Annotated in this window: 13 protein-coding genes and 2 rRNA genes; 10 read left to right on the forward strand and 5 right to left on the reverse strand. The window is 59.8% G+C overall.

Annotation, left to right across the window (positions count from 1 at the left end):
- The 8 genes from PMI27_RS0229885 to PMI27_RS03260 all read left to right on the forward strand — a co-directional run.
- Window positions 1–620: ribosomal RNA gene (locus PMI27_RS0229885) — 23S ribosomal RNA — on the forward strand; the annotation flags it as partial.
- Window positions 621–771: 151 nt separating this feature from the next.
- Window positions 772–887: ribosomal RNA gene (gene rrf, locus PMI27_RS0229890) — 5S ribosomal RNA — on the forward strand.
- A gap of 156 nt (window positions 888–1043) precedes the next feature.
- On the forward strand, window positions 1044–4496 hold the full coding sequence (recC, locus tag PMI27_RS03285; protein ID WP_008149122.1) for an exodeoxyribonuclease V subunit gamma: 3453 nt from the start codon (window positions 1044–1046) through the stop codon (window positions 4494–4496).
- Window positions 4493–8179, forward strand: a complete 3687-nt coding sequence (recB, locus tag PMI27_RS03280; protein WP_008149121.1) for an exodeoxyribonuclease V subunit beta — start codon at window positions 4493–4495, stop codon at window positions 8177–8179. Before recC ends, recB begins: the two co-directional genes overlap by 4 nt.
- Window positions 8176–10284, forward strand: coding sequence for an exodeoxyribonuclease V subunit alpha (gene recD, locus PMI27_RS03275; RefSeq protein WP_008149118.1), 2109 nt, complete (start codon window positions 8176–8178; stop codon window positions 10282–10284). The genes recB and recD overlap by 4 nt, the downstream gene beginning before the upstream one ends.
- Window positions 10285–10403: 119 nt before the next feature.
- Entirely contained in the window at window positions 10404–10979 is a 576-nt protein-coding gene (locus tag PMI27_RS03270; RefSeq protein WP_008149116.1) for a YfiR family protein, read from the forward strand.
- Window positions 10976–12244, forward strand: a complete 1269-nt coding sequence (locus tag PMI27_RS03265; protein WP_008149113.1) for a diguanylate cyclase domain-containing protein — start codon at window positions 10976–10978, stop codon at window positions 12242–12244. Before PMI27_RS03270 ends, PMI27_RS03265 begins: the two co-directional genes overlap by 4 nt.
- A gap of 5 nt (window positions 12245–12249) precedes the next feature.
- Entirely contained in the window at window positions 12250–12753 is a 504-nt protein-coding gene (locus PMI27_RS03260) for an OmpA family protein (protein WP_008149111.1), read from the forward strand.
- On the opposite strand, the gene PMI27_RS03255 is transcribed toward PMI27_RS03260, so the two are convergent.
- Window positions 12750–13697, reverse strand: coding sequence for a LysR family transcriptional regulator (locus PMI27_RS03255; protein ID WP_008149109.1), 948 nt, complete (start codon window positions 13695–13697; stop codon window positions 12750–12752). The genes PMI27_RS03260 and PMI27_RS03255 overlap by 4 nt on opposite strands.
- 163 nt (window positions 13698–13860) lie before the next feature.
- On the opposite strand from PMI27_RS03255, the gene PMI27_RS03250 reads away from it, so the two are divergent.
- Entirely contained in the window at window positions 13861–15387 is a 1527-nt protein-coding gene (locus PMI27_RS03250) for a CoA-acylating methylmalonate-semialdehyde dehydrogenase (RefSeq protein WP_008149107.1), read from the forward strand.
- 10 nt (window positions 15388–15397) lie between these two features.
- On the forward strand, window positions 15398–16285 hold the full coding sequence (gene mmsB / locus PMI27_RS03245) for a 3-hydroxyisobutyrate dehydrogenase (RefSeq protein ID WP_008149105.1): 888 nt from the start codon (window positions 15398–15400) through the stop codon (window positions 16283–16285).
- Between the two features lie 218 nt (window positions 16286–16503).
- Here mmsB and PMI27_RS03240 read toward each other — a convergent pair whose 3' ends face one another.
- From PMI27_RS03240 to PMI27_RS03225, 4 genes are all read right to left on the reverse strand, one after another.
- Complete coding sequence (locus PMI27_RS03240; protein WP_007946320.1) at window positions 16504–16848, reverse strand: cupin domain-containing protein; 345 nt, start codon at window positions 16846–16848, stop codon at window positions 16504–16506.
- Between the two features lie 109 nt (window positions 16849–16957).
- A complete protein-coding gene (locus PMI27_RS03235) occupies window positions 16958–17329 on the reverse strand; it encodes a MerR family transcriptional regulator (protein WP_008149102.1) in 372 nt (123 codons plus the stop codon).
- Between the two features lie 46 nt (window positions 17330–17375).
- Window positions 17376–17951 (reverse strand): NAD(P)H-dependent oxidoreductase, encoded by a 576-nt coding sequence (locus PMI27_RS03230; RefSeq protein WP_008149099.1) that lies wholly within the window; start codon window positions 17949–17951, stop codon window positions 17376–17378.
- 46 nt (window positions 17952–17997) lie between these two features.
- Window positions 17998–18882: a LysR substrate-binding domain-containing protein gene (locus PMI27_RS03225; protein ID WP_008149097.1), complete on the reverse strand. Its 885-nt coding sequence runs from the start codon at window positions 18880–18882 to the stop codon at window positions 17998–18000.
- Window positions 18883–18940: the final 58 nt, after the last annotated feature.

The raw sequence follows: 18940 nt of genomic DNA on the forward strand, positions 1-18940 counted from the left end.
CGAAGGTGCGCTCAGACCGGTCGGAAATCGGTCGTAGAGTATAAAGGCAAAAGCGCGCTTGACTGCGAGACAGACACGTCGAGCAGGTACGAAAGTAGGTCTTAGTGATCCGGTGGTTCTGTATGGAAGGGCCATCGCTCAACGGATAAAAGGTACTCCGGGGATAACAGGCTGATACCGCCCAAGAGTTCATATCGACGGCGGTGTTTGGCACCTCGATGTCGGCTCATCACATCCTGGGGCTGAAGCCGGTCCCAAGGGTATGGCTGTTCGCCATTTAAAGTGGTACGCGAGCTGGGTTTAGAACGTCGTGAGACAGTTCGGTCCCTATCTGCCGTGGACGTTTGAGATTTGAGAGGGGCTGCTCCTAGTACGAGAGGACCGGAGTGGACGAACCTCTGGTGTTCCGGTTGTCACGCCAGTGGCATTGCCGGGTAGCTATGTTCGGAATAGATAACCGCTGAAAGCATCTAAGCGGGAAACTAGCCTCAAGATGAGATCTCACTGGGACCTTGAGTCCCCTGAAGGGCCGTCGAAGACTACGACGTTGATAGGTTGGGTGTGTAAGCGCTGTGAGGCGTTGAGCTAACCAATACTAATTGCCCGTGAGGCTTGACCATATAACACCCAAGCAATTTGCGTCGAAAGACCAGATTGCGGTGTGTGAAGACGAAATGAACCGAAAGTTCGAATCTCACAAAACACCGAAAGCTGTCACATACCCAATTTGCTGAAGCGAAGCCAGTTGGCTACGACTCAGTACCCGAATTTCTTGACGACCATAGAGCATTGGAACCACCTGATCCCATCCCGAACTCAGCAGTGAAACGATGCATCGCCGATGGTAGTGTGGGGTTTCCCCATGTGAGAGTAGGTCATCGTCAAGATTAAATTCCGAAACCCCTATCTGCGTATGCAGGTAGGGGTTTTGTTTTGCCCGCAGGAAAGTTCGTACAGCAATACCGGACGGCTCCCGGCTGTCACAGTCTCCCGACAATGCTAAGGTTCGGCCCTAGCTTTTGTATTTTTCCAAGGAAGCCTTTATGCCGGACGCGACGTCCCTCAGTGCTGGTTTTATGGTGGTTCACGGCAACCGCCTGGACGAGTTGCGCAGCCTGGTGGTCAGCTGGATGCGGCGTTACCCGCTGGCCCCCTTGGAAAATGAAATTGCCCTGGTACAGAGCAACGGCATCGCCCAATGGCTGAAGCTGGCACTGGCGGAAGACCCTGAAGACGAGGACATGGGTGGCTGCGGAATCGCAGCAGCCATCGACGTGCAGTTACCGGGTAGCTTCATGTGGCAGCTCTATCGCATGGTGCTTGGGCGTGACGAAATCCCGGTCAAATCCCTGCTCGATAAAGCGCCCTTGACCTGGCGCCTGATGCGTCTGCTTCCGCAGTTGATCAATCAACCGCACTTCGAACCGCTGCAACGCTTCCTTACCCATGACACCGATTTACGCAAACGCTATCAGTTGGCTGAGCGGCTGGCGGATTTGTTTGACCAATACCAGGTGTATCGTGCCGACTGGCTTGAAGACTGGGCCGAAGGTCGCCATCAATTACGAAATGGCAGAGGCGAAACCAAACCTCTGACCCCGGCTAACTGCTGGCAGGCAGAGTTGTGGCGTGCGCTGTTGCTGGATGTGGGTGAACAAGGCATGGCGCAAAGCCGAGCCGGCGTCCATCAACGGTTTATCGAGCGCATCAACAGCCTCGACGTAGCCCCCAGCGGATTGCCTTCACGGGTAATCGTTTTCGGGATTTCTTCACTGCCCGCTCAAGCCCTGGAAGCCCTGGCGGGGCTGGCCCGGTTCAGCCAGGTTCTGCTCTGCGTACACAACCCGTGTCGTCACCATTGGGCAGACATCGTCGCCGATAAAGACCTGTTGCGGCATCAATACAAGCGTCAGGCTCGCAAGAGCGGAATGCCGGTTGTGCTCGACCCGCAAACTCTTCACCAGCATGCCCATCCGCTACTGGCGGCGTGGGGCAAGCAGGGGCGGGACTATATCAATCTGCTCGACAGCTACGACGATCCCAACAGCTATCGCTCGGCATTCCGCGATGGCCGTATCGACCTGTTCAGCGATAGCCAGCCACAGAACATGCTCAATCAATTGCAGGACGACATTCTTGAGTTGCGTCCCTTGAACGAGACTCGCGAGCGCTGGCCAGCTGTCGATCCGGCGAAGGACGAGTCGATCCGTTTTCACATTGCCCATAGCGCCCAGCGCGAAGTGGAGATCCTCCACGACCAGTTGCTCGCACGCTTCAGTGCTGATCCGGACTTAAGGCCTCGCGATGTGATCGTGATGGTCCCCGACATCGACAGCTATGCACCGCACATTCGTGCGGTATTTGCTCAGCTTGAACGCCACGACCCGCGTTTCATTCCCTTCACGCTCGCAGATCAAGGCCAGCGTGGTCGTGACCCGTTACTGATTGCTATCGAGCATCTGCTCAAATTGCCCGACAGCCGTTTCCCCGTGAGCGAGATCCTCGATCTGTTGGATGTTCCTGCACTGCGCGCTCGCTTCGGTGTAGAGGAACGCGATCTGCCGACCCTGCACCGTTGGATCGAAGGTGCAGGCATCCGCTGGGGCATGAATGCCGAGCAGCGCGCGGGTCTCGGTTTGCCGCAGGAGCTGGAACAAAACAGTTGGCGTTTCGGCCTGCGACGGATGCTGCTCGGTTATGCCGTGGGCAGTGCCAGTGCCTGCGAGGGTATCGAACCCTACGACGAGATCGGTGGTCTGGATGCCGCGCTCATTGGGCCTTTGGTCGCGCTGCTGGACGCATTGGAGATTGCCCACCAGGAGCTCTCTCTACCCGCAGCTCCCAAACAATGGGGCTTTCGATTGCACGCACTGGTTCAGTTGTTTTTCCTGGCCAGTAACGAGCATGACGACTACGTGTTGGCCCAACTCGAAGAGCTGCGTGAAACCTGGCTTGAGACCTGCGAGTCAGTTGGTTTGCATGATGAACTGCCGTTGACCGTGGTCCGTGAAGCCTGGCTCGCCGGTCTCGACCAAGGCCGTCTGTCCCAGCGTTTTCTGGCCGGTGCGGTTAACTTCTGCACCTTGATGCCCATGCGCGCGATCCCGTTCAAACTGGTCTGCCTGCTGGGCATGAATGACGGAGACTACCCGCGTGCACAACCGCCACTGGACTTCGACCTCATGGGCAGTGACTACCGCCCTGGCGATCGCTCCCGACGCGAAGATGACCGCTATCTGCTGTTGGAAGCCCTGTTGTCGGCACGTGACCAACTCTATATCAGCTGGGTCGGTCGCAGCATTCGCGATAACAGTGAACGCCCCGCGTCAGTACTGATTGGCCAATTGCGCGATCATCTGGCCAGCGGTTGGCGACTGCATGATGTCGACGAAGATCTGCTTGAGGCCCTCACTCAGGAACATCCACTGCAACCGTTCAGTGCCCGCTACTTCCATGAAGGCGATGACTTGTTCAGCTACGCGAATGAATGGCAGGTGCTGCATCAAACCAGTGAGCCGTCGACTGATATCGAAGTCCTTGATCCCTATGTTCAGGAGGAGCCGCTAAGTCTCGGTCAACTACAGGATTTCCTGCGTAACCCTGTGCGGCATTTCTTCAGTCAACGACTGAAGGTGTACTTCGAAGCGGCTGAAGTGCCCTTGGCTGATGAAGAGCCATTTGTACTCGATGCGTTGCAACGTTACAGCCTCAGCGACAGCTTGCTCGAAGCGGCGCTGAGGCATCTGGATAGCACCGACCAGGTACTGGAAGCCCAGGCAAAACGTCTGCAAAACAGTGGGCTTCTGCCCATGGCCGGATTTGGCGAATGCCTTCAGCGAGAGTTGATCGAACCGTTGCCGGACCTGTTGCAGCGTTACCAACAGCTTTTGGCGTTATGGCCAACGCCGCTCACCAACGCTCTGCCAGTAAGTCTGGAGTTGCTGGGTCTGCGCCTGGAAGGCTGGCTCAGCGGCCTGCATCAGCGTGCGGACGGTGGTTTGCTATCAGTCACGACAATCCCCAACAGTATCGGCTCAATCAAGTCTCGCAAATGGCATCGGCTGACACGGCCATGGGTCAATCATCTGGTTGCCTGCGCCAGTGGTATGGCGATGACCACCGCGTTGGTGGCCAGCGACGACAGTCTGCTGCTCGGTCCGATGCCGGAGGATGCAGCGTTGCGGATTCTGGGCGACCTGTTAATGGCTTGGCAAACGGGCATGCGTCAACCACTGCCGATTGCGGTGAAGACCGGCTTCGCATGGCTGGGTCAAACTGATCCGGTCAAAGCCCAGGCCGCAGCCCGCAAGGCCTATGAAGGCGATGGACTGAACACCGACGGCGAGCGACGCGAAAGCCCGGCACTCGCCCGGCAGTTTGCCGACTTCGACTCGCTTACCGCAGACGAAACGTTCCCGGATTGGTGCAACGCGTTGTACCGGCCGTTGCTTGAAGCGCCTTGGCGTTCATTGAACAGCGAGGAGGCGCGCGCATGACCACAAAACCTCTGGCCTTGGCATTTCCCCTGCGCGGCAGCCAACTGATCGAAGCGAGCGCCGGGACCGGCAAGACTTTCACTATTTCCGCGCTTTATCTGCGCTTGGTCCTTGGCCACGGTGCAGAGTCGAGCGGCTTCGGACGTGAACTGTTGCCGCCGCAAATCCTCGTTGTGACGTTCACCGATGCCGCGACCAAAGAATTGCGCGAACGTATTCGCACGCGTCTTGCTGAAGCTGCACGGTTTTTCCGTGATGAAACACCGGCGCCCGACAGCCTTATCGCGGAACTTCGTGAGGAGTACCTTCCCGAGCAGTGGTCCGGGTGCGCGAACCGCCTGGACATCGCCGCGCAGTGGATGGACGAGGCGGCAGTTTCGACTATCCACAGTTGGTGCCAGCGCATGTTGCGCGAGCACGCGTTCGACAGTGGCAGTCTGTTTACACAGACCCTGGAAACCGATCACAGCGATTTGCTGGGCGAAGTCCTGCGCGATTACTGGCGCCTGTTTTGTTACCCGATGCAAGGTGATGCGCTGAACTGGGTGCGCGGTAATTGGGGCGGCCCAGCAGCATTGCTGCCGCGAGTACGTGGTTTGTTCGCCAGTGAGCGTGACAGTGTTGAAGGTAAAGAGCCTGCCGAGTTGATCACGGCGTGTCTGCAAGAGCGACGGGCAGCCTTGCTCGAACTCAAGATGCCTTGGCGCCAGTGGGCAGACGAACTGCTTGCTATCTGTCACCAGGGTGTTGCGAGCAAGAGCGTCGACGGTCGCAAGATGCAGGCGCGCTATTTCGAACCCTGGTTCGAAAAAATCAGGGCCTGGGCTGAAGACGAATCCCTTGAGCAACTGGATATCGGCACCGGCTTCTCGCGCCTGACTCCCGAGGGTATGGCCGAAGCCTGGAAGGGTGAAGTACCCAGTCATCCCGGGCTGGACGCCATGCCCGGCCTTAAGGCCAGTCTCGATGGATTGCCGACTCCTGATGCCGCCGTGCTGCAACACGCCGCCCAGTGGGTCGGTACTCGGTTCGAGGAAGAAAAGCGTCGCCGTGCGGAGATGGGCTTCGATGACATGCTGCTGCGCCTCGATGCAGCGTTGCAATCCGATGGCGGTGAGCGGCTGGCGACCCTGATTCGCGAGCAGTTTCCTGTGGCGTTGATCGACGAGTTCCAGGACACCGACCCGGTGCAGTACCGGATCTTCGAGAGCATCTATCGCATCGAAGACAACAATCCCGAATGCGGTCTGTTCCTGATCGGCGACCCCAAGCAAGCGATCTACGCATTCCGCGGGGCCGACATCTACACCTACCTGCGCGCCCGCCAGGCCACCGCTGGACGACTGCATACCCTGGGTACGAATTTCCGTTCCAGCCATGGCATGGTCCGTGCGGTGAACCATGTGTTCGAGCGCGCCGAGTCTCGTGAACTGGGACGCGGCGCGTTCCTGTTTCGTGAAAAGAATGGTGAGAACCCGGTACCGTTCCTGCCCGTCGAATCCCAAGGGCGCAAAGAAGTTCTGCACATTGATGGCCAGGTCGTGCCCGCCCTGAACATCTGGCACCTGTCCGCCGATCAGCCGCTGTCCGGCGCGGTGTACCGACAACAACTCGCCGCCGCCTGCGCCAGTGAAATCACCACTTTGCTTAACGGTGGGCAGCACGGTCGCGCGGGTTTCATACAGGACGGCAAGGACTTCAGAGGTCTGTTGCCAGCGGATATCGCGATCCTGGTCCGCGACGGTAAAGAGGCCCAGGCTGTGCGCGGCGAACTCTCCGCCCGTGGCGTGCGCAGCGTCTATCTGTCGGATAAGGATTCAGTGTTCGCCGCCCAAGAGGCCCACGATGTACTGACCTGGCTCAAGGCCTGTGCCGAGCCGGATGTCGAGCGTCCACTGCGGGCCGCGTTGGCCTGCATCACGCTGAACCTGTCGCTGGCTGAACTGGAGCGGCTGAATCAGGACGAACTGGCCTGGGAAGCTCGGGTCATGCAGTTCCGCCATTATCGCGAGCTCTGGCGCAAGCAGGGCGTGTTGCCCATGCTGCGGCGATTGCTGCATGACTTTCAACTGCCTCAGACATTGATCATGCGCAGTGACGGCGAGCGGGTGCTGACCAATTTGCTGCACCTGTCCGAATTGCTGCAACAGGCGGCCGCTGAACTCGATGGTGAGCAAGCGCTGATCCGTCATTTGTCCGAGCATCTGGCGTTGTCCGGTCAGGCCGGCGAAGAGCAGATCCTGCGTCTGGAGAGCGACGAACAACTGGTCAAAGTCGTGACCATTCACAAGTCCAAGGGGCTTGAGTATCCCTTGGTGTTCCTGCCGTTCATTTGCTCGGCGAAGCCGGTGGATGGCAGCCGTCTGCCGCTGCATTACCACGACGCCACGGGCAAGGCCCAAGTGACCTTGAAGCCGACGGCCGAGTTGATTGTTCAGGCGGATGATGAGCGTCTTGCCGAGGATCTGCGCTTGCTTTACGTGGCCCTGACCCGGGCGCAACACGCCTGCTGGCTCGGAGTGACGGATCTCAAACGCGGCAATAACAACAGCTCGGTGCTGCACCTGTCAGCATTGGGCTATCTGTTGGGCGGCGGAGCGCCATTGGCCGAGCCGGCAGGCTTGAAGCGTTGGCTGGAAGACCTGCAACAGGACTGTCCTGCGCTGAGCTACGGTGAAATGCCTGAAGCGACCGTCGAGCACTACCATCCGCCGCACAACGATGCGACGTTGCTTGCTCCGCTGATACCCAAGCGCAAGGCCAGCGAAAACTGGTGGATTGCCTCCTACAGTGCCCTGCGCATTGGTGACAGCATGAGTGTGGGCACTGATGAAGCGCCGGAGAGCCCGCAAGCGCAAAAGCTCTTCGACGATGAACGCCTCGATCCCCAGGCACCACGCGAAGTGGTGGCCGGCGGCGCGGATATCCATCGATTCCCTCGTGGCCCGAACCCCGGCACCTTTCTCCATGGTTTGCTCGAGTGGGCCGGTGACGAAGGTTTTGCCGCCACGCCGCAAGCGGTGGAGGACGCCATTGCCCGTCGTTGCAATCGACGTGGTTGGGAAGGCTGGATATCCGCCCTGAGCGACTGGCTGCAGCACCTGCTCGCGTCCCCGCTGCATATCGGCGGCGGGCAGGCTCCCGTGGTATTCGAGCAATTGACCCAGTACCGGGTCGAGATGGAGTTCTGGTTCGCCAGTCATAAAGTCGATGTGCTCAAACTCGATGAACTGGTGCGCCAATACACCCACAACGGTGTGGCCCGGGTGGCTGCCGAGCCGGTGTTGCTCAATGGCATGTTCAAGGGCTTCATCGACCTGACGTTCGAGCACGACGGCCGCTACTACGTCGCCGACTACAAATCCAACTGGCTGGGCGTCGATGACGCGGCCTATACCGAGCAGGCCATGGAGCAGTCGATTCTCGACAACCGTTACGACCTGCAATATGTGCTGTACCTGTTGGCCCTGCATCGCCAGCTCAAGGCGCGACTGGTCGATTACGATTACGACCGGCATGTCGGCGGTGCGCTGTATCTGTTCCTGCGTGGTACGCGCGCGCCCAGCCAAGGCGTGTATTTTGCCCGCCCTCCAAGAGAGCTGATCGAACGTCTGGACCGGCTGTTCCAGGGCAAGCCAGAACCCAAGGCCGAACCCGCCTGGGAACAGGGAGTTTTGCTATGAGTCGCACCTTCGCTGATTTACTGCCCACTTCGTTGACAGCCGAAAGCCTGGCGGATCTGGCGCCGTTGAGTCGCGCCGATGACTTGCTGCTATTGCTGACACGCTGGGTTGAGCGCGGCTGGCTGCGAGCGTTGGATAAAGCCTTCGTCGCTTTTCTTCACGAGCTTGCTCCCGGCGATGATCCACTGGTGCTGCTGGCCGCTGCGTTGGCCAGTCATCAACTGGGCCACGGTCATGTGTGCCTGGATGTGTTCGAGACGCTTAAGGAACCGGACTTCGCCCTGTCGCTGCCACCGGAAGGTGATGTGCAAAGTGGCGCGATGTTGTTGCCGTCGCAATTGCTTGAGGCGCTGGACGGTGCTCATTGGTGCAAGGTCCTGGCCTCCAGCAGTCTGGTCGCATTGGCGGTCGACGGCCGCGAGGCGGCGCAGCATCGGCCATTGGTGTTGTCGGGCAAACGCCTGTACTTGCGTCGCTACTGGGCTTACGAACGGCGTATCGACACCTCGCTGCGTCAACGCCTGGTGGAACACGAAACCACACCGGATGATTTGTCCCAACGCCTCACCCGTTTGTTCGGCCCAGCCCAGCCTGGCGAAGTGATTGACTGGCAGAAACTCGCCTGCGCCCTCGCAACCCGCAGCGCATTCAGCATCGTTACCGGTGGCCCGGGGACCGGCAAGACGACGACGGTCGTGCGTTTGCTGGCGTTGCTCCAGGCGCCGGCGGTGGAGGCCGGCAAGCCTCTGCGCATCCGTCTCGCGGCACCCACCGGCAAGGCTGCTGCCCGACTGACGGAGTCGATCAGTCAGCAGGTCAGAACCCTGGAAGTCGATGAAGCCGTACGAGTGAAGATCCCGTCAGACGTCACCACCGTGCACCGTCTGCTCGGCAGTCGTCCCGGTACTCGGCACTTCCGTCACCACGCCGGTAATCGCTTGCCGCTGGATGTCTTGGTGGTGGACGAAGCCTCGATGATCGATCTGGAGATGATGGCTAACCTGCTCGATGCGTTACCGGCCCATGCCCGTCTGGTGCTGCTCGGTGACAAGGATCAACTGGCATCGGTGGAGGCCGGCGCCGTGCTGGGCGACCTGTGCCGCGACGCCGAGGCCGGTTGGTACAGCCCACAGACTCGCCAGTGGCTGCAAGCGGTCAGTGGTGAAAGCCTGGATGCCAGCGGTTTGCAGGAAGATACCCAAGGGACTCATCCACTGGCCCAGCAAGTTGTGATGCTGCGTCATTCACGTCGGTTCGGCGAGGGCAGCGGCATCGGCCAACTGGCTCGTTGGGTCAACCAGCAGCAACCCGAGGAAGCCCGCAAGTTGTTGGCAGCGCGAAGCCATGACGACGTCTTTTCCCTGCCCCTCAAGGGGGAGCAGGACCGGGCGCTGGAACGCTTGCTGCTTGAGGGGCATGGCGATGGACCGCAGGGTTATCGACATTACCTGAGCCTGTTGCGCAGCCTGCGGCCACCGCTCGACAGCACGCTTGATGATCCCTGCTGGACCGATTGGGCTCGCCAGGTCCTGCAAGCCTTCGACACCTTCCAGTTGTTGTGCGCCGTACGTAAAGGGCCATGGGGCGTTGAAGGTTTGAATCAACGCGTGACCGCCGCGCTGCTCAAGGCTCGGCTGATCGACAGCGACCAGCAGTGGTACGAAGGTCGGCCGGTGCTGATGACCCGCAACGACTATGGTCTGGGTTTGATGAACGGCGACATCGGCATTGCCCTCAAGCTGCCGGAACGCGAGGGACCAGAGGTTGGGAAGCAGGTGTTGCGTGTGGCGTTCCCGCGAAATGATGGTCAGGGCGGCGTACGTTTTGTACTGCCAAGCCGGCTCAATGATGTCGAAACGGTGTACGCCATGACGGTACACAAATCCCAAGGCTCGGAATTTGCCCATACGGCGTTGATTTTGCCGGATGCCCTGAACCCTGTGCTCACCAAGGAATTGATCTATACCGGGATTACCCGCGCCAAAAACTGGTTCACCCTGATCGAGCCGCGTACAGGCGTATTCGAAGAGGCGGTGAGGCGCAAGGTCAAACGCTTGAGCGGGTTGATGCTGGAATTGGATGAGGGTGTTGAATCAAGTGATTGAAAGGGACGGCGCCAGGCGACGGAAACTGTCCGAAGTGCCGTAGGGCGCGGTCTCGCTGGCGTTTGAACGCTGTGCTATCGTTGCGGCATCATTTCGCTACGATCGAAGAGAATCCCTGCATGAAGGTCGCTGTCTGGACGACACAGCGCGTTATCGGGTGCAAACACGTGCTGCTCGCCGGGCTTCTCTGTTTGTTCACCGGCGTCGTTTTCGCTCAGTCGGAAACGCCTGTGAGCATGGCCGACCAACGTGCCAAATCGGTCACGCAGGTGGTACTCGGAATTCTCAGTTATGCCCGTTGGCCTGTTGAGCCAGCACAACTGCGCTTGTGCATCGTGGGCCCCACCGAATACACCGACGATCTGGTCAAAGGCACGACCCAGGCCACCGGTCGACCCGTCACGGTGCGACGTCTTTTGGCCGGCAACCCATCGATTGCCGGTGAGTGCGACGCGGTGTACATCGGCAAACTGACCAGTGATGAACGCAGCCAGCTCTTCGCCTCGCTGACGGGGCGTCCGGTGCTGAGCATCAGCGAAGGCGACGACCCATGCACCGTCGGCAGTCTGTTTTGCCTGCGGGTCAGCGATGAGCAAGTGTCCTTTGAGGTCAACCTCGATTCCGTCGCCCGAAGCGGCGTGCGTATTCACCCCAGCGTGCTGCAACTGTCCCGCCGCAAGCCGGCGGCGCCATGAGTCTATTCAAGCCGGGTAGCCGCCCAACCTTGCGCTCGGTCATCGGGCGCGGACATTTGATCGTCGCACTCGTGGCCGTGGCCATGGCCAGCATCTCGCTGACGTTGCTCGGCGTACTGGCCTTGCGGGTCTATGCCGACCACAACTTGCACTTGATTGCGCGCTCGATCAATTACACCGTCGAAGCGGCGGTGGTGTTCAACGACAAGTCTGCCGCTAGCGAAGCGTTGGCATTGATTGCGTCCACCGAAGAAGTGGCCGATGCCCAAGTGCTGGACGAGGAAGGCACGTTGCTGGCTCACTGGGAGCAGCCGGAAACGGGCTTGTTCTCTGATCTCGAAATGCAGATTGCCAAGGCCTTTCTGGAAAAACCGATCAGCATGCCAATCGTCCATCAAGGTCAGGAAGTCGGCAGCATCCAGCTCACCGGTCATGGGGGCAGCCTGTTGCGATTTTTGCTCAGCGGTCTGGTCGGCATCGTCTTGTGTACCGCCGTCAGTGCCTGGGTGGCGCTCTATCTGGCACGCCGACAACTTCGCGCAATCACCGGCCCATTGCGCAGCCTGGCGTTCGTGGCTCACGCCGCCCGCAGCGAGCGAGCCTTCGATCAGCGTGTGCCGCCCGCCGCCATCGCCGAACTCGACAACCTGGGCAATGACTTCAATGCCTTGCTCGATGAGCTCGAATCCTGGCAAACCCACCTGCAAAGCGAAAACGAAACCCTGGCCCACCAGGCCAGCCATGACAGCCTCACCGGGTTGCCGAATCGGGCGTTCTTCGAAGGTCGGCTGATTCGAGCGCTGCGTAACGCCAACAAACTCAACGAGCAAGTGGCGGTGCTGTTTCTCGACAGTGACCGGTTCAAGGAAATCAATGATGGCTTCGGTCATGCCGCTGGCGATGCGGTATTGGTGGCCGTGGCCAATCGGGTTCGTGCGCAGTTGCGTGAAGATGATCTTGTGGCGCGTTTGGGAGGGGACGAATTTGCCGTCCTGTTGACGCCGCTGCATAAGATCGAGGACGCCGAGTGGATTGCCGACAAAATCATCACCAGCATGGAAGTACCGATACCGTTGCCGGGCAATGCCCAGGTGTTGACTTCACTCAGCATCGGCATCGCCGTGTACCCCGACCATGGGGCCACACCGGGTGCTTTGCTTAACGCCGCCGACGCGGCCATGTACCAAGCCAAGCGCCTTTCCCGAGGCGCACAGCACACGGCAGGGTCGGAGCACCCTGTCGCCGATGTTCAAACCAGGAGCTAATTTTTGTGTTCTCACTGACCCGGCGTTCCCTGCGATTTTTCACGTTCACCTTATTGATGGCCTTGCTGGCATTGACCGGTTGCCAGACGGCGCCGCAAAAAGGCCTGACCCCGGCGCAGGTCGCTGTGCTCAAGCAGCAAGGTTTCGAGTTGACCGATGAGGGCTGGGCCTTTGGCCTGTCCGGCAAAGTGCTGTTTGGCAGTGACGACGACAGCCTCAACCCTGCCAGTACCGACATCGTCGAGCGTATCGGCAAGGCGTTGCTGGGTGTTGGAATAGAGCGAGTGCGGGTCGACGGCCACACCGATACGTCAGGCAAAGAGTCTTACAACGAACAGCTCTCACTGCGCCGCGCAAAAAGCGTCGGCAAGGTGCTGACCGTTGTCGGGATGAAAGAGCAAAACATCCAGCTGCGCGGCCTCGGCAGCAGTGAACCGGTTACTTCCAACAACACGCCGGCTGGACGTACCGAGAACCGCCGGGTGTCGATCGTGGTGAGCGCCGACTAATCGGCGAACAGGGTCTCCCGACTTTCACCCATCAACAGACCCTGATTCTTCTCGGTGACCGCGCGGATGTAATCCCACAACAGGGTGATCCGCTTGAGCTTGCGCAGGTCTTCGCGGCAGTACATCCAGAACTGTCGAGTGATGTTGATCTCCTCCGGCAACACCGGCAGCAATCGCGGATCCTGGGCCGCCAGGAAGCACGGCAGAATCGCCAGCGACCGCCCTTGCTGTGCGGCCACGAATTGCGCAATCACACTGGTGCTGCGCAGGTTGGCACTGGCGCCGGGCAACACATTCGCCAGGTACAACAGCTCCGAACTGAACGCCAAATCGTCGACGTAACTAATGAATGAATGCTTACCCAAGTCTGCCGGGCGGCGTATCGGTGGGTGCTTGTCGAGATAATCCTGAGTCGCGTAGAGCTGTAATTTGTAGTCGCAGAGTTTGCAGCAGACGTACGGACCATGCTCCGGGCGCTCCAGGGCGATGACGATGTCCGCTTCGCGCTTGGACAGGCTGATGAAGTGCGGCAGCGGCAGGATGTCCACCGAGATTGCCGGGTAGGCGTCGACGAAATGGCTCAGCTGCGGGGTGATGAAAAAGCTGCCGAAGCCTTCGGTGCAGCCCATGCGCACATGCCCGGACAAGGCAACGCCAGAGCCCGAAACCTGCTCGCAGGCCATGTGCAGCGTGCTTTCAATCGACTCGGCGTAACCCAGCAAGCGCTGGCCTTCGGCGGTCAGGACAAAACCGCTGGTCCGGGATTTCTCGAACAGCAAAGTGCCCAATGCAGCTTCCAGCGAGCTGATGCGCCGCGACACGGTGGTGTAGTCGACCGCCAGGCGCTTGGCCGCGGTGCTAGCCTTGCGGGTGCGGGCGACTTCAAGGAAAAACTTGAGGTCATCCCAGTTCAACGAGCCTAAAGACGTGATGTTTTTTTGCATGATGGACCGGCTTTTATGTGCGTTCTTATTAGAAGTTTGCACATCTATACTCCAAAAACAGTCCGACAACCAATTCGCGACGCACGCTTTATCTCAAGGCGACTTTCTCGCCTTGGCTCCACAGATAGCTCTCTAAATAAGAACAACGTCCCGGAGACCCAACATGAACGCATCGCTCACGCCAAACGAAACCACTGTCCAAACGGTAAAGCTGTTGATCGACGGCGAGTGGGTCGAGTCCCAGACCACCGAATGGCACGACATCGTAAACCCGGCGACCCAGCAAGTGCTGGCGAAAGTGCCGTTCGCGACCGCGCAGGAAGTAGACGCCGCGATCAGTGCCGCCCATCGCGCCTTCCAGACCTGGAAGCTGACGCCGATCGGCGCGCGGATGCGCATCATGCTCAAGCTCCAGGCGTTGATTCGCGAACACTCCAAGCGCATCGCCGTGGTGCTCAGCAACGAACAAGGCAAAACCATCGCCGACGCTGAAGGCGATATCTTCCGCGGCCTGGAAGTGGTCGAGCACGCTTGCTCCATCGGCAGCCTGCAAATGGGCGAGTTCGCCGAGAACGTTGCTGGCGGCGTCGATACCTACACCCTGCGTCAACCAATCGGCGTTTGCGCCGGCATCACGCCGTTCAACTTCCCGGCCATGATTCCGCTGTGGATGTTCCCGATGGCCATCGCCTGCGGCAACACCTTCGTGCTCAAACCGTCCGAACAGGACCCGATGTCGACCATGCTGCTGGTGGAACTGGCGATCGAGGCCGGTGTTCCCGCCGGTGTGCTCAACGTCGTTCATGGCGGTAAAGACGTGGTGGATGCGCTCTGCACCCACAAGGACATCAAGGCTGTTTCCTTCGTCGGTTCGACCGCTGTCGGCACTCACGTCTACGACCTGGCCGGTAAGCACGGCAAACGCGTGCAATCGATGATGGGCGCGAAGAACCACGCCGTTGTGCTGCCGGATGCCAACCGCGAACAAGCGCTCAATGCGCTGGTCGGTGCCGGTTTCGGTGCGGCCGGGCAACGTTGCATGGCCACATCCGTGGTGGTGCTGGTGGGCGCGGCCAAGCAATGGCTGCCTGACCTGAAGGCGCTGGCGCAGAAACTCAAAGTGAATGCCGGCAGTGAGGCGGGCACTGATGTTGGTCCAGTGATTTCCAAAAAGGCCAAGGCGCGAATTCTGGATCTGATCGAGAGCGGCATCAAGGAAGGCGCCAAGCTGGAACTGGACGGTCGCGATATCACGGTTCCAGGCTTCGAGAAGGGCAACTTTGTCGGCCCGACCCTGTTCTCCGGCGTCACCCCAGAGATGCAGATCTACACCCAGGAAATCTTCGGTCCGGTGCTGGTCGTGCTGGAAGTCGATACCCTCGATGAGGCCATCGCACTGGTCAACGCCAACCCGTTCGGCAACGGCACTGGCCTGTTCACCCAAAGCGGTGCAGCGGCGCGTAAATTCCAGACTGAAATCGACGTCGGCCAGGTCGGCATCAACATCCCGATTCCGGTGCCGGTCCCATTCTTCAGCTTCACCGGTTCGCGCGGGTCCAAACTCGGCGACCTCGGTCCGTATGGCAAGCAAGTGGTGCAGTTCTACACTCAGACCAAGACTGTCACCAGTCGCTGGTTCGATGACAACAGCGTCAACGACGGTGTGAACACCACCATTAACTTGCGTTAAGGAGCCGGACATGAAAATCGCTTTTATCGGTCTCGGCAACATGGGCGCGCCGATGGCGCGCAACCTGATCAAGGCTGGCCATTCGCTGAACCTGGTCGACCTGAACAAAACTGTTTTGGCGGAGCTTGAGCAACTGGGCGGCAGCATCAGCGCTTCGGCGCGTGAGGCGGCTCAAGGCGCAGAACTGGTGATCACCATGCTGCCCGCCGCTGTGCATGTGCGCAGCGTATGGCTAGGTGAAGACGGCGTGCTGGCGGGTATCGCCAAGGGCGTGCCGGCAGTCGATTGCAGCACCATTGATCCGCAGACGGCGCGTGATGTTGCTGCGGCGGCGGCCAAGCAAGGCGTGGCCATGGCGGATGCGCCGGTGTCGGGCGGTACGGGTGGTGCGGCAGCCGGGACTCTGACGTTTATGGTCGGCGCTACCCCTGATCTGTTCGCCACACTGCAACCCGTGCTGGCGCAGATGGGCCGCAACATCGTCCATTGCGGCGAAGTCGGCACCGGGCAAATCGCCAAGATCTGCAACAACCTGCTGCTGGCGATCTCGATGGTCGGTGTCAGTGAAGCGATGGCGCTCGGTGATGCACTCGGCATCGACACAACGGTGCTGGCCGGGATCATCAACAGTTCCACCGGTCGTTGCTGGAGTTCGGAGATGTACAACCCGTGGCCGGGTATCGTCGAAACGGCGCCGGCCTCGCGCGGTTATACCGGCGGGTTCGGTGCCGAACTGATGCTCAAGGATCTGGGGCTGGCCACGGAAGCGGCACGTCAGGCGCACCAACCGGTGGTGCTCGGCGCGGTGGCCCAGCAGTTGTATCAGGCGATGAGCCAGCGTGGGGAAGGTGGCAAGGACTTCTCGGCGATCATCAACAGCTATCGCAAACCCCAATAAGGGGTTTTCCGGGATTGTGGCGAGGGGGCTTGCCCCCGTTCGGCGGCGAAGCCGTCGTAAAACCTGCCTACACGGTGTGGCTGAAGGAATGTAGGGAGCGCTACGCACTCCAACGGGGGTAAACCCCCTCACCACAAAAGCTCGCTCCCACAGGGGCAGCATGTTCCTATCGACATTTACCGGGAAATCACGTCGGGTGATCTCCCGGTTTTTTTGCATCAGGCAAACACGAAATACTTGCGCACGGTTTCAACCACTTCCCACGTGCCTTTCATGCCCGGCTCAATGACGAAAATATCACCGGCGCGCAGATGGATCGGCTCCTTTCCTTCTGGGGTGATGATGCAGTACCCCTCGCGGAAATCGCAGTATTCCCACTTCACGTATTCCACATACCATTTGCCCGGCGTGCAGATCCACGTGCCCATGATTTTGCTGCCGTCTTCGCTGGTGTAGGCGTTGAGGTTGACGGTGTGCGGGTCGCCTTCGAGTTTTTCCCATTTGCAGGCGTCGAGCACCGGCAGTGGGTGAGTATCGCGAAGAACGGTAATAGGTGCGGTCATGTGGACTCCGGGGCAGTGGACTAGAGAACTGAAGTCGCACCCTATAGCGCCCGTTCACCGGTCAGTTGTCTGTGCTCGACATTGAGCTGTCCAGAAACGCGCATTGCCCTCAAAGATTGTTCAGCGGGCAATCGAACCGGCTCTGTTCGAGGCTGGCTTCGAACTCGACCAATTGCGAATGCTGCTGTGACAGCGCAGCGATCCGTTCGCTGATTTCCTGCTTCTTGGCAGCGATGACCTGATGGGCCAGTTCCCACGGCATTTGCGGCCCTTGGTGTCCGGCGAAGATCGACTGTAATTCCTTGAGCTTGAAACCCAGCTGTTGCGCGCACTTGATGAAGATCAGCAGGTCAACGCTTTGCTGGTCATAGACGCGGTATTTTCCCAGCCGCTGAGCGGTAGGCAGCAGGCCGATCGACTCGTAATGGCGGATGCTCTTGATCGTGGTTCCGGAGCGTTGCGCGGCTTGGCCGATGTACATGGAAAGTCCCTTTTCGCCGTGGTAGCCCGGTGCATTATCGGCAGACTCAGCGGCTGGCGATAGCCTGGGCCTGCAGCAACCAGGTTTCACGCTGGTCAGCGCTGGAACCGAGAATCGGGCCGAACGTGAGCGTGCGTTGTGGCTCGATGCCGCAGAACGCGAGCGTGGTTTTGCGTACCTGATGCAATCCAGGCATGCGATAGACCCAGCGGTAATACCAGGGTGGCGTGTCCATGGTCACCAGCAAATGGGCGCTGCGACCGTGCAGGAGTTTGTCGGGAAAGGCTTTGCCTTCGCGGTATTTGAACGCGAAACCCGGCAGGAACACCCGATCGAAAAAGCCCTTGAGCAACGCCGGAATGCCGCCCCACCAGATCGGATAAACCAGCGTCAGGTGCTCGGCCCATAGGATGTCGGTCTGCGCCTGACGCAAGTCGGCTTCCAGTGGCTGGACCTGTTGATAACCTTCACGCAGCACCGGGTCAAAGTCCATTGCGCCCAGAATCAACTGGCGCACCTCATGCCCGGCACGCATCGCCGACTGGGCGTAACGCTCGGCGAGTGCGCCGCAGAAACTGTTGCTCGCCGGATGACCCAGAATCACCAGAATTCGCTTGCCCATCGTCTCTGTCCTTGAAGATGAAAAACTCAAGGGTAAAGTCTGCCCCTCAGGGGAGAGTCAAGGCGTGCAGCAACGCCTTGGCGTAACCGGGCAGCGTCTCAAAGTCCCGCGCACAGAGCAGGAGTTTGCGCATGGCCCACGATTCTTGCAGGGCGAAGCTCTTGAAGGATTGTTCGTCGCGCCAGCGCTCAACCGCTGCGAGGGGCACGATCGCCAGCCCGGCCCCCCGAGCGACCATGCGCATCACACCCTCGAAACCGTCGGCACGAATGCGGATTTGCATGCGCGACCCGGTGTGCAGCGCCTGTTCTTCCAGGTACACCGCCAACGCGCTGTTGGCGTTCAGACCGACATAATCGTGGTGCAAGGTGTCGCTGAAGCTCACGATATCTGAGTGTGCCAAGGGATGATCGCGGGGCATGATCAGCACCAGCGGATCGTCGCGAAACGGGCGGGTTTGCAGGTCATCGGTGTCCACGGCGTCAGAGACGATCCCCAGGTCTGCCGCACCTTGGCGCAAGGCGTGGGTGATGCGTGCGCTGGGCAGTTCTTGCAGATCGATGTCGAGGTTGGGGTGGTCGCGAAGAAAGTCCGCAAGCAACTCCGGCAGGTACTCGGTGATTGCTGTGGTGTTGCACAACAACCGCACCTGACCTTTGACGCCGTTGGCGTATTCCGCCAGATCCTGCTGCATGCGTTCGGCTTGTTGCAGCAGGACGCGGGCGTGTTGCGCCAGGGCCTTGCCGGCCGGGGTCGGGCTGACACCGCGGCGACCTCGCTGCAGGAACTCGATCCCCAACGAAGCCTCCATGGCGCGGATGCGCGCACTTGCCGCTGCCAGGGACAGATGACTGCGAGCCGCGCCGGCGGTGATGTTGCCGCTGTCGAGGATGTTCAGGTAAAGGCGCAGGTCGGTCAGGTCGAAGTGCATCGTCAGCCTTTGGATGTGTGTTGTCTGTGCTGGCGCCTTCGCGGGCAAGCCTCGCTCC

This window comes from Pseudomonas sp. GM41(2012), assembly GCF_000282315.2.
In the GTDB taxonomy this organism is placed as follows: domain Bacteria; phylum Pseudomonadota; class Gammaproteobacteria; order Pseudomonadales; family Pseudomonadaceae; genus Aquipseudomonas.

Excerpts from the sequence above, each read along its gene's own strand:
- PMI27_RS03235 (WP_008149102.1), bottom strand. The coding sequence starts at position 17,329 with ATGTACATCGGCCAAGCCGCGCAACGCTCCGGAACCACGATCAAGAGC.
- recD (WP_008149118.1), top strand. The coding sequence starts at position 8,176 with ATGAGTCGCACCTTCGCTGATTTACTGCCCACTTCGTTGACAGCCGAA.
- recB (WP_008149121.1), top strand. The coding sequence starts at position 4,493 with ATGACCACAAAACCTCTGGCCTTGGCATTTCCCCTGCGCGGCAGCCAA.
- PMI27_RS03240 (WP_007946320.1), bottom strand. The coding sequence starts at position 16,848 with ATGACCGCACCTATTACCGTTCTTCGCGATACTCACCCACTGCCGGTG.
- PMI27_RS03225 (WP_008149097.1), bottom strand. The coding sequence starts at position 18,882 with ATGCACTTCGACCTGACCGACCTGCGCCTTTACCTGAACATCCTCGAC.
- PMI27_RS03270 (WP_008149116.1), top strand. The coding sequence starts at position 10,404 with ATGAAGGTCGCTGTCTGGACGACACAGCGCGTTATCGGGTGCAAACAC.
- PMI27_RS03265 (WP_008149113.1), top strand. The coding sequence starts at position 10,976 with ATGAGTCTATTCAAGCCGGGTAGCCGCCCAACCTTGCGCTCGGTCATC.
- recC (WP_008149122.1), top strand. The coding sequence starts at position 1,044 with ATGCCGGACGCGACGTCCCTCAGTGCTGGTTTTATGGTGGTTCACGGC.
- PMI27_RS03250 (WP_008149107.1), top strand. The coding sequence starts at position 13,861 with ATGAACGCATCGCTCACGCCAAACGAAACCACTGTCCAAACGGTAAAG.
- PMI27_RS03255 (WP_008149109.1), bottom strand. The coding sequence starts at position 13,697 with ATGCAAAAAAACATCACGTCTTTAGGCTCGTTGAACTGGGATGACCTC.
- mmsB (WP_008149105.1), top strand. The coding sequence starts at position 15,398 with ATGAAAATCGCTTTTATCGGTCTCGGCAACATGGGCGCGCCGATGGCG.
- PMI27_RS03230 (WP_008149099.1), bottom strand. The coding sequence starts at position 17,951 with ATGGGCAAGCGAATTCTGGTGATTCTGGGTCATCCGGCGAGCAACAGT.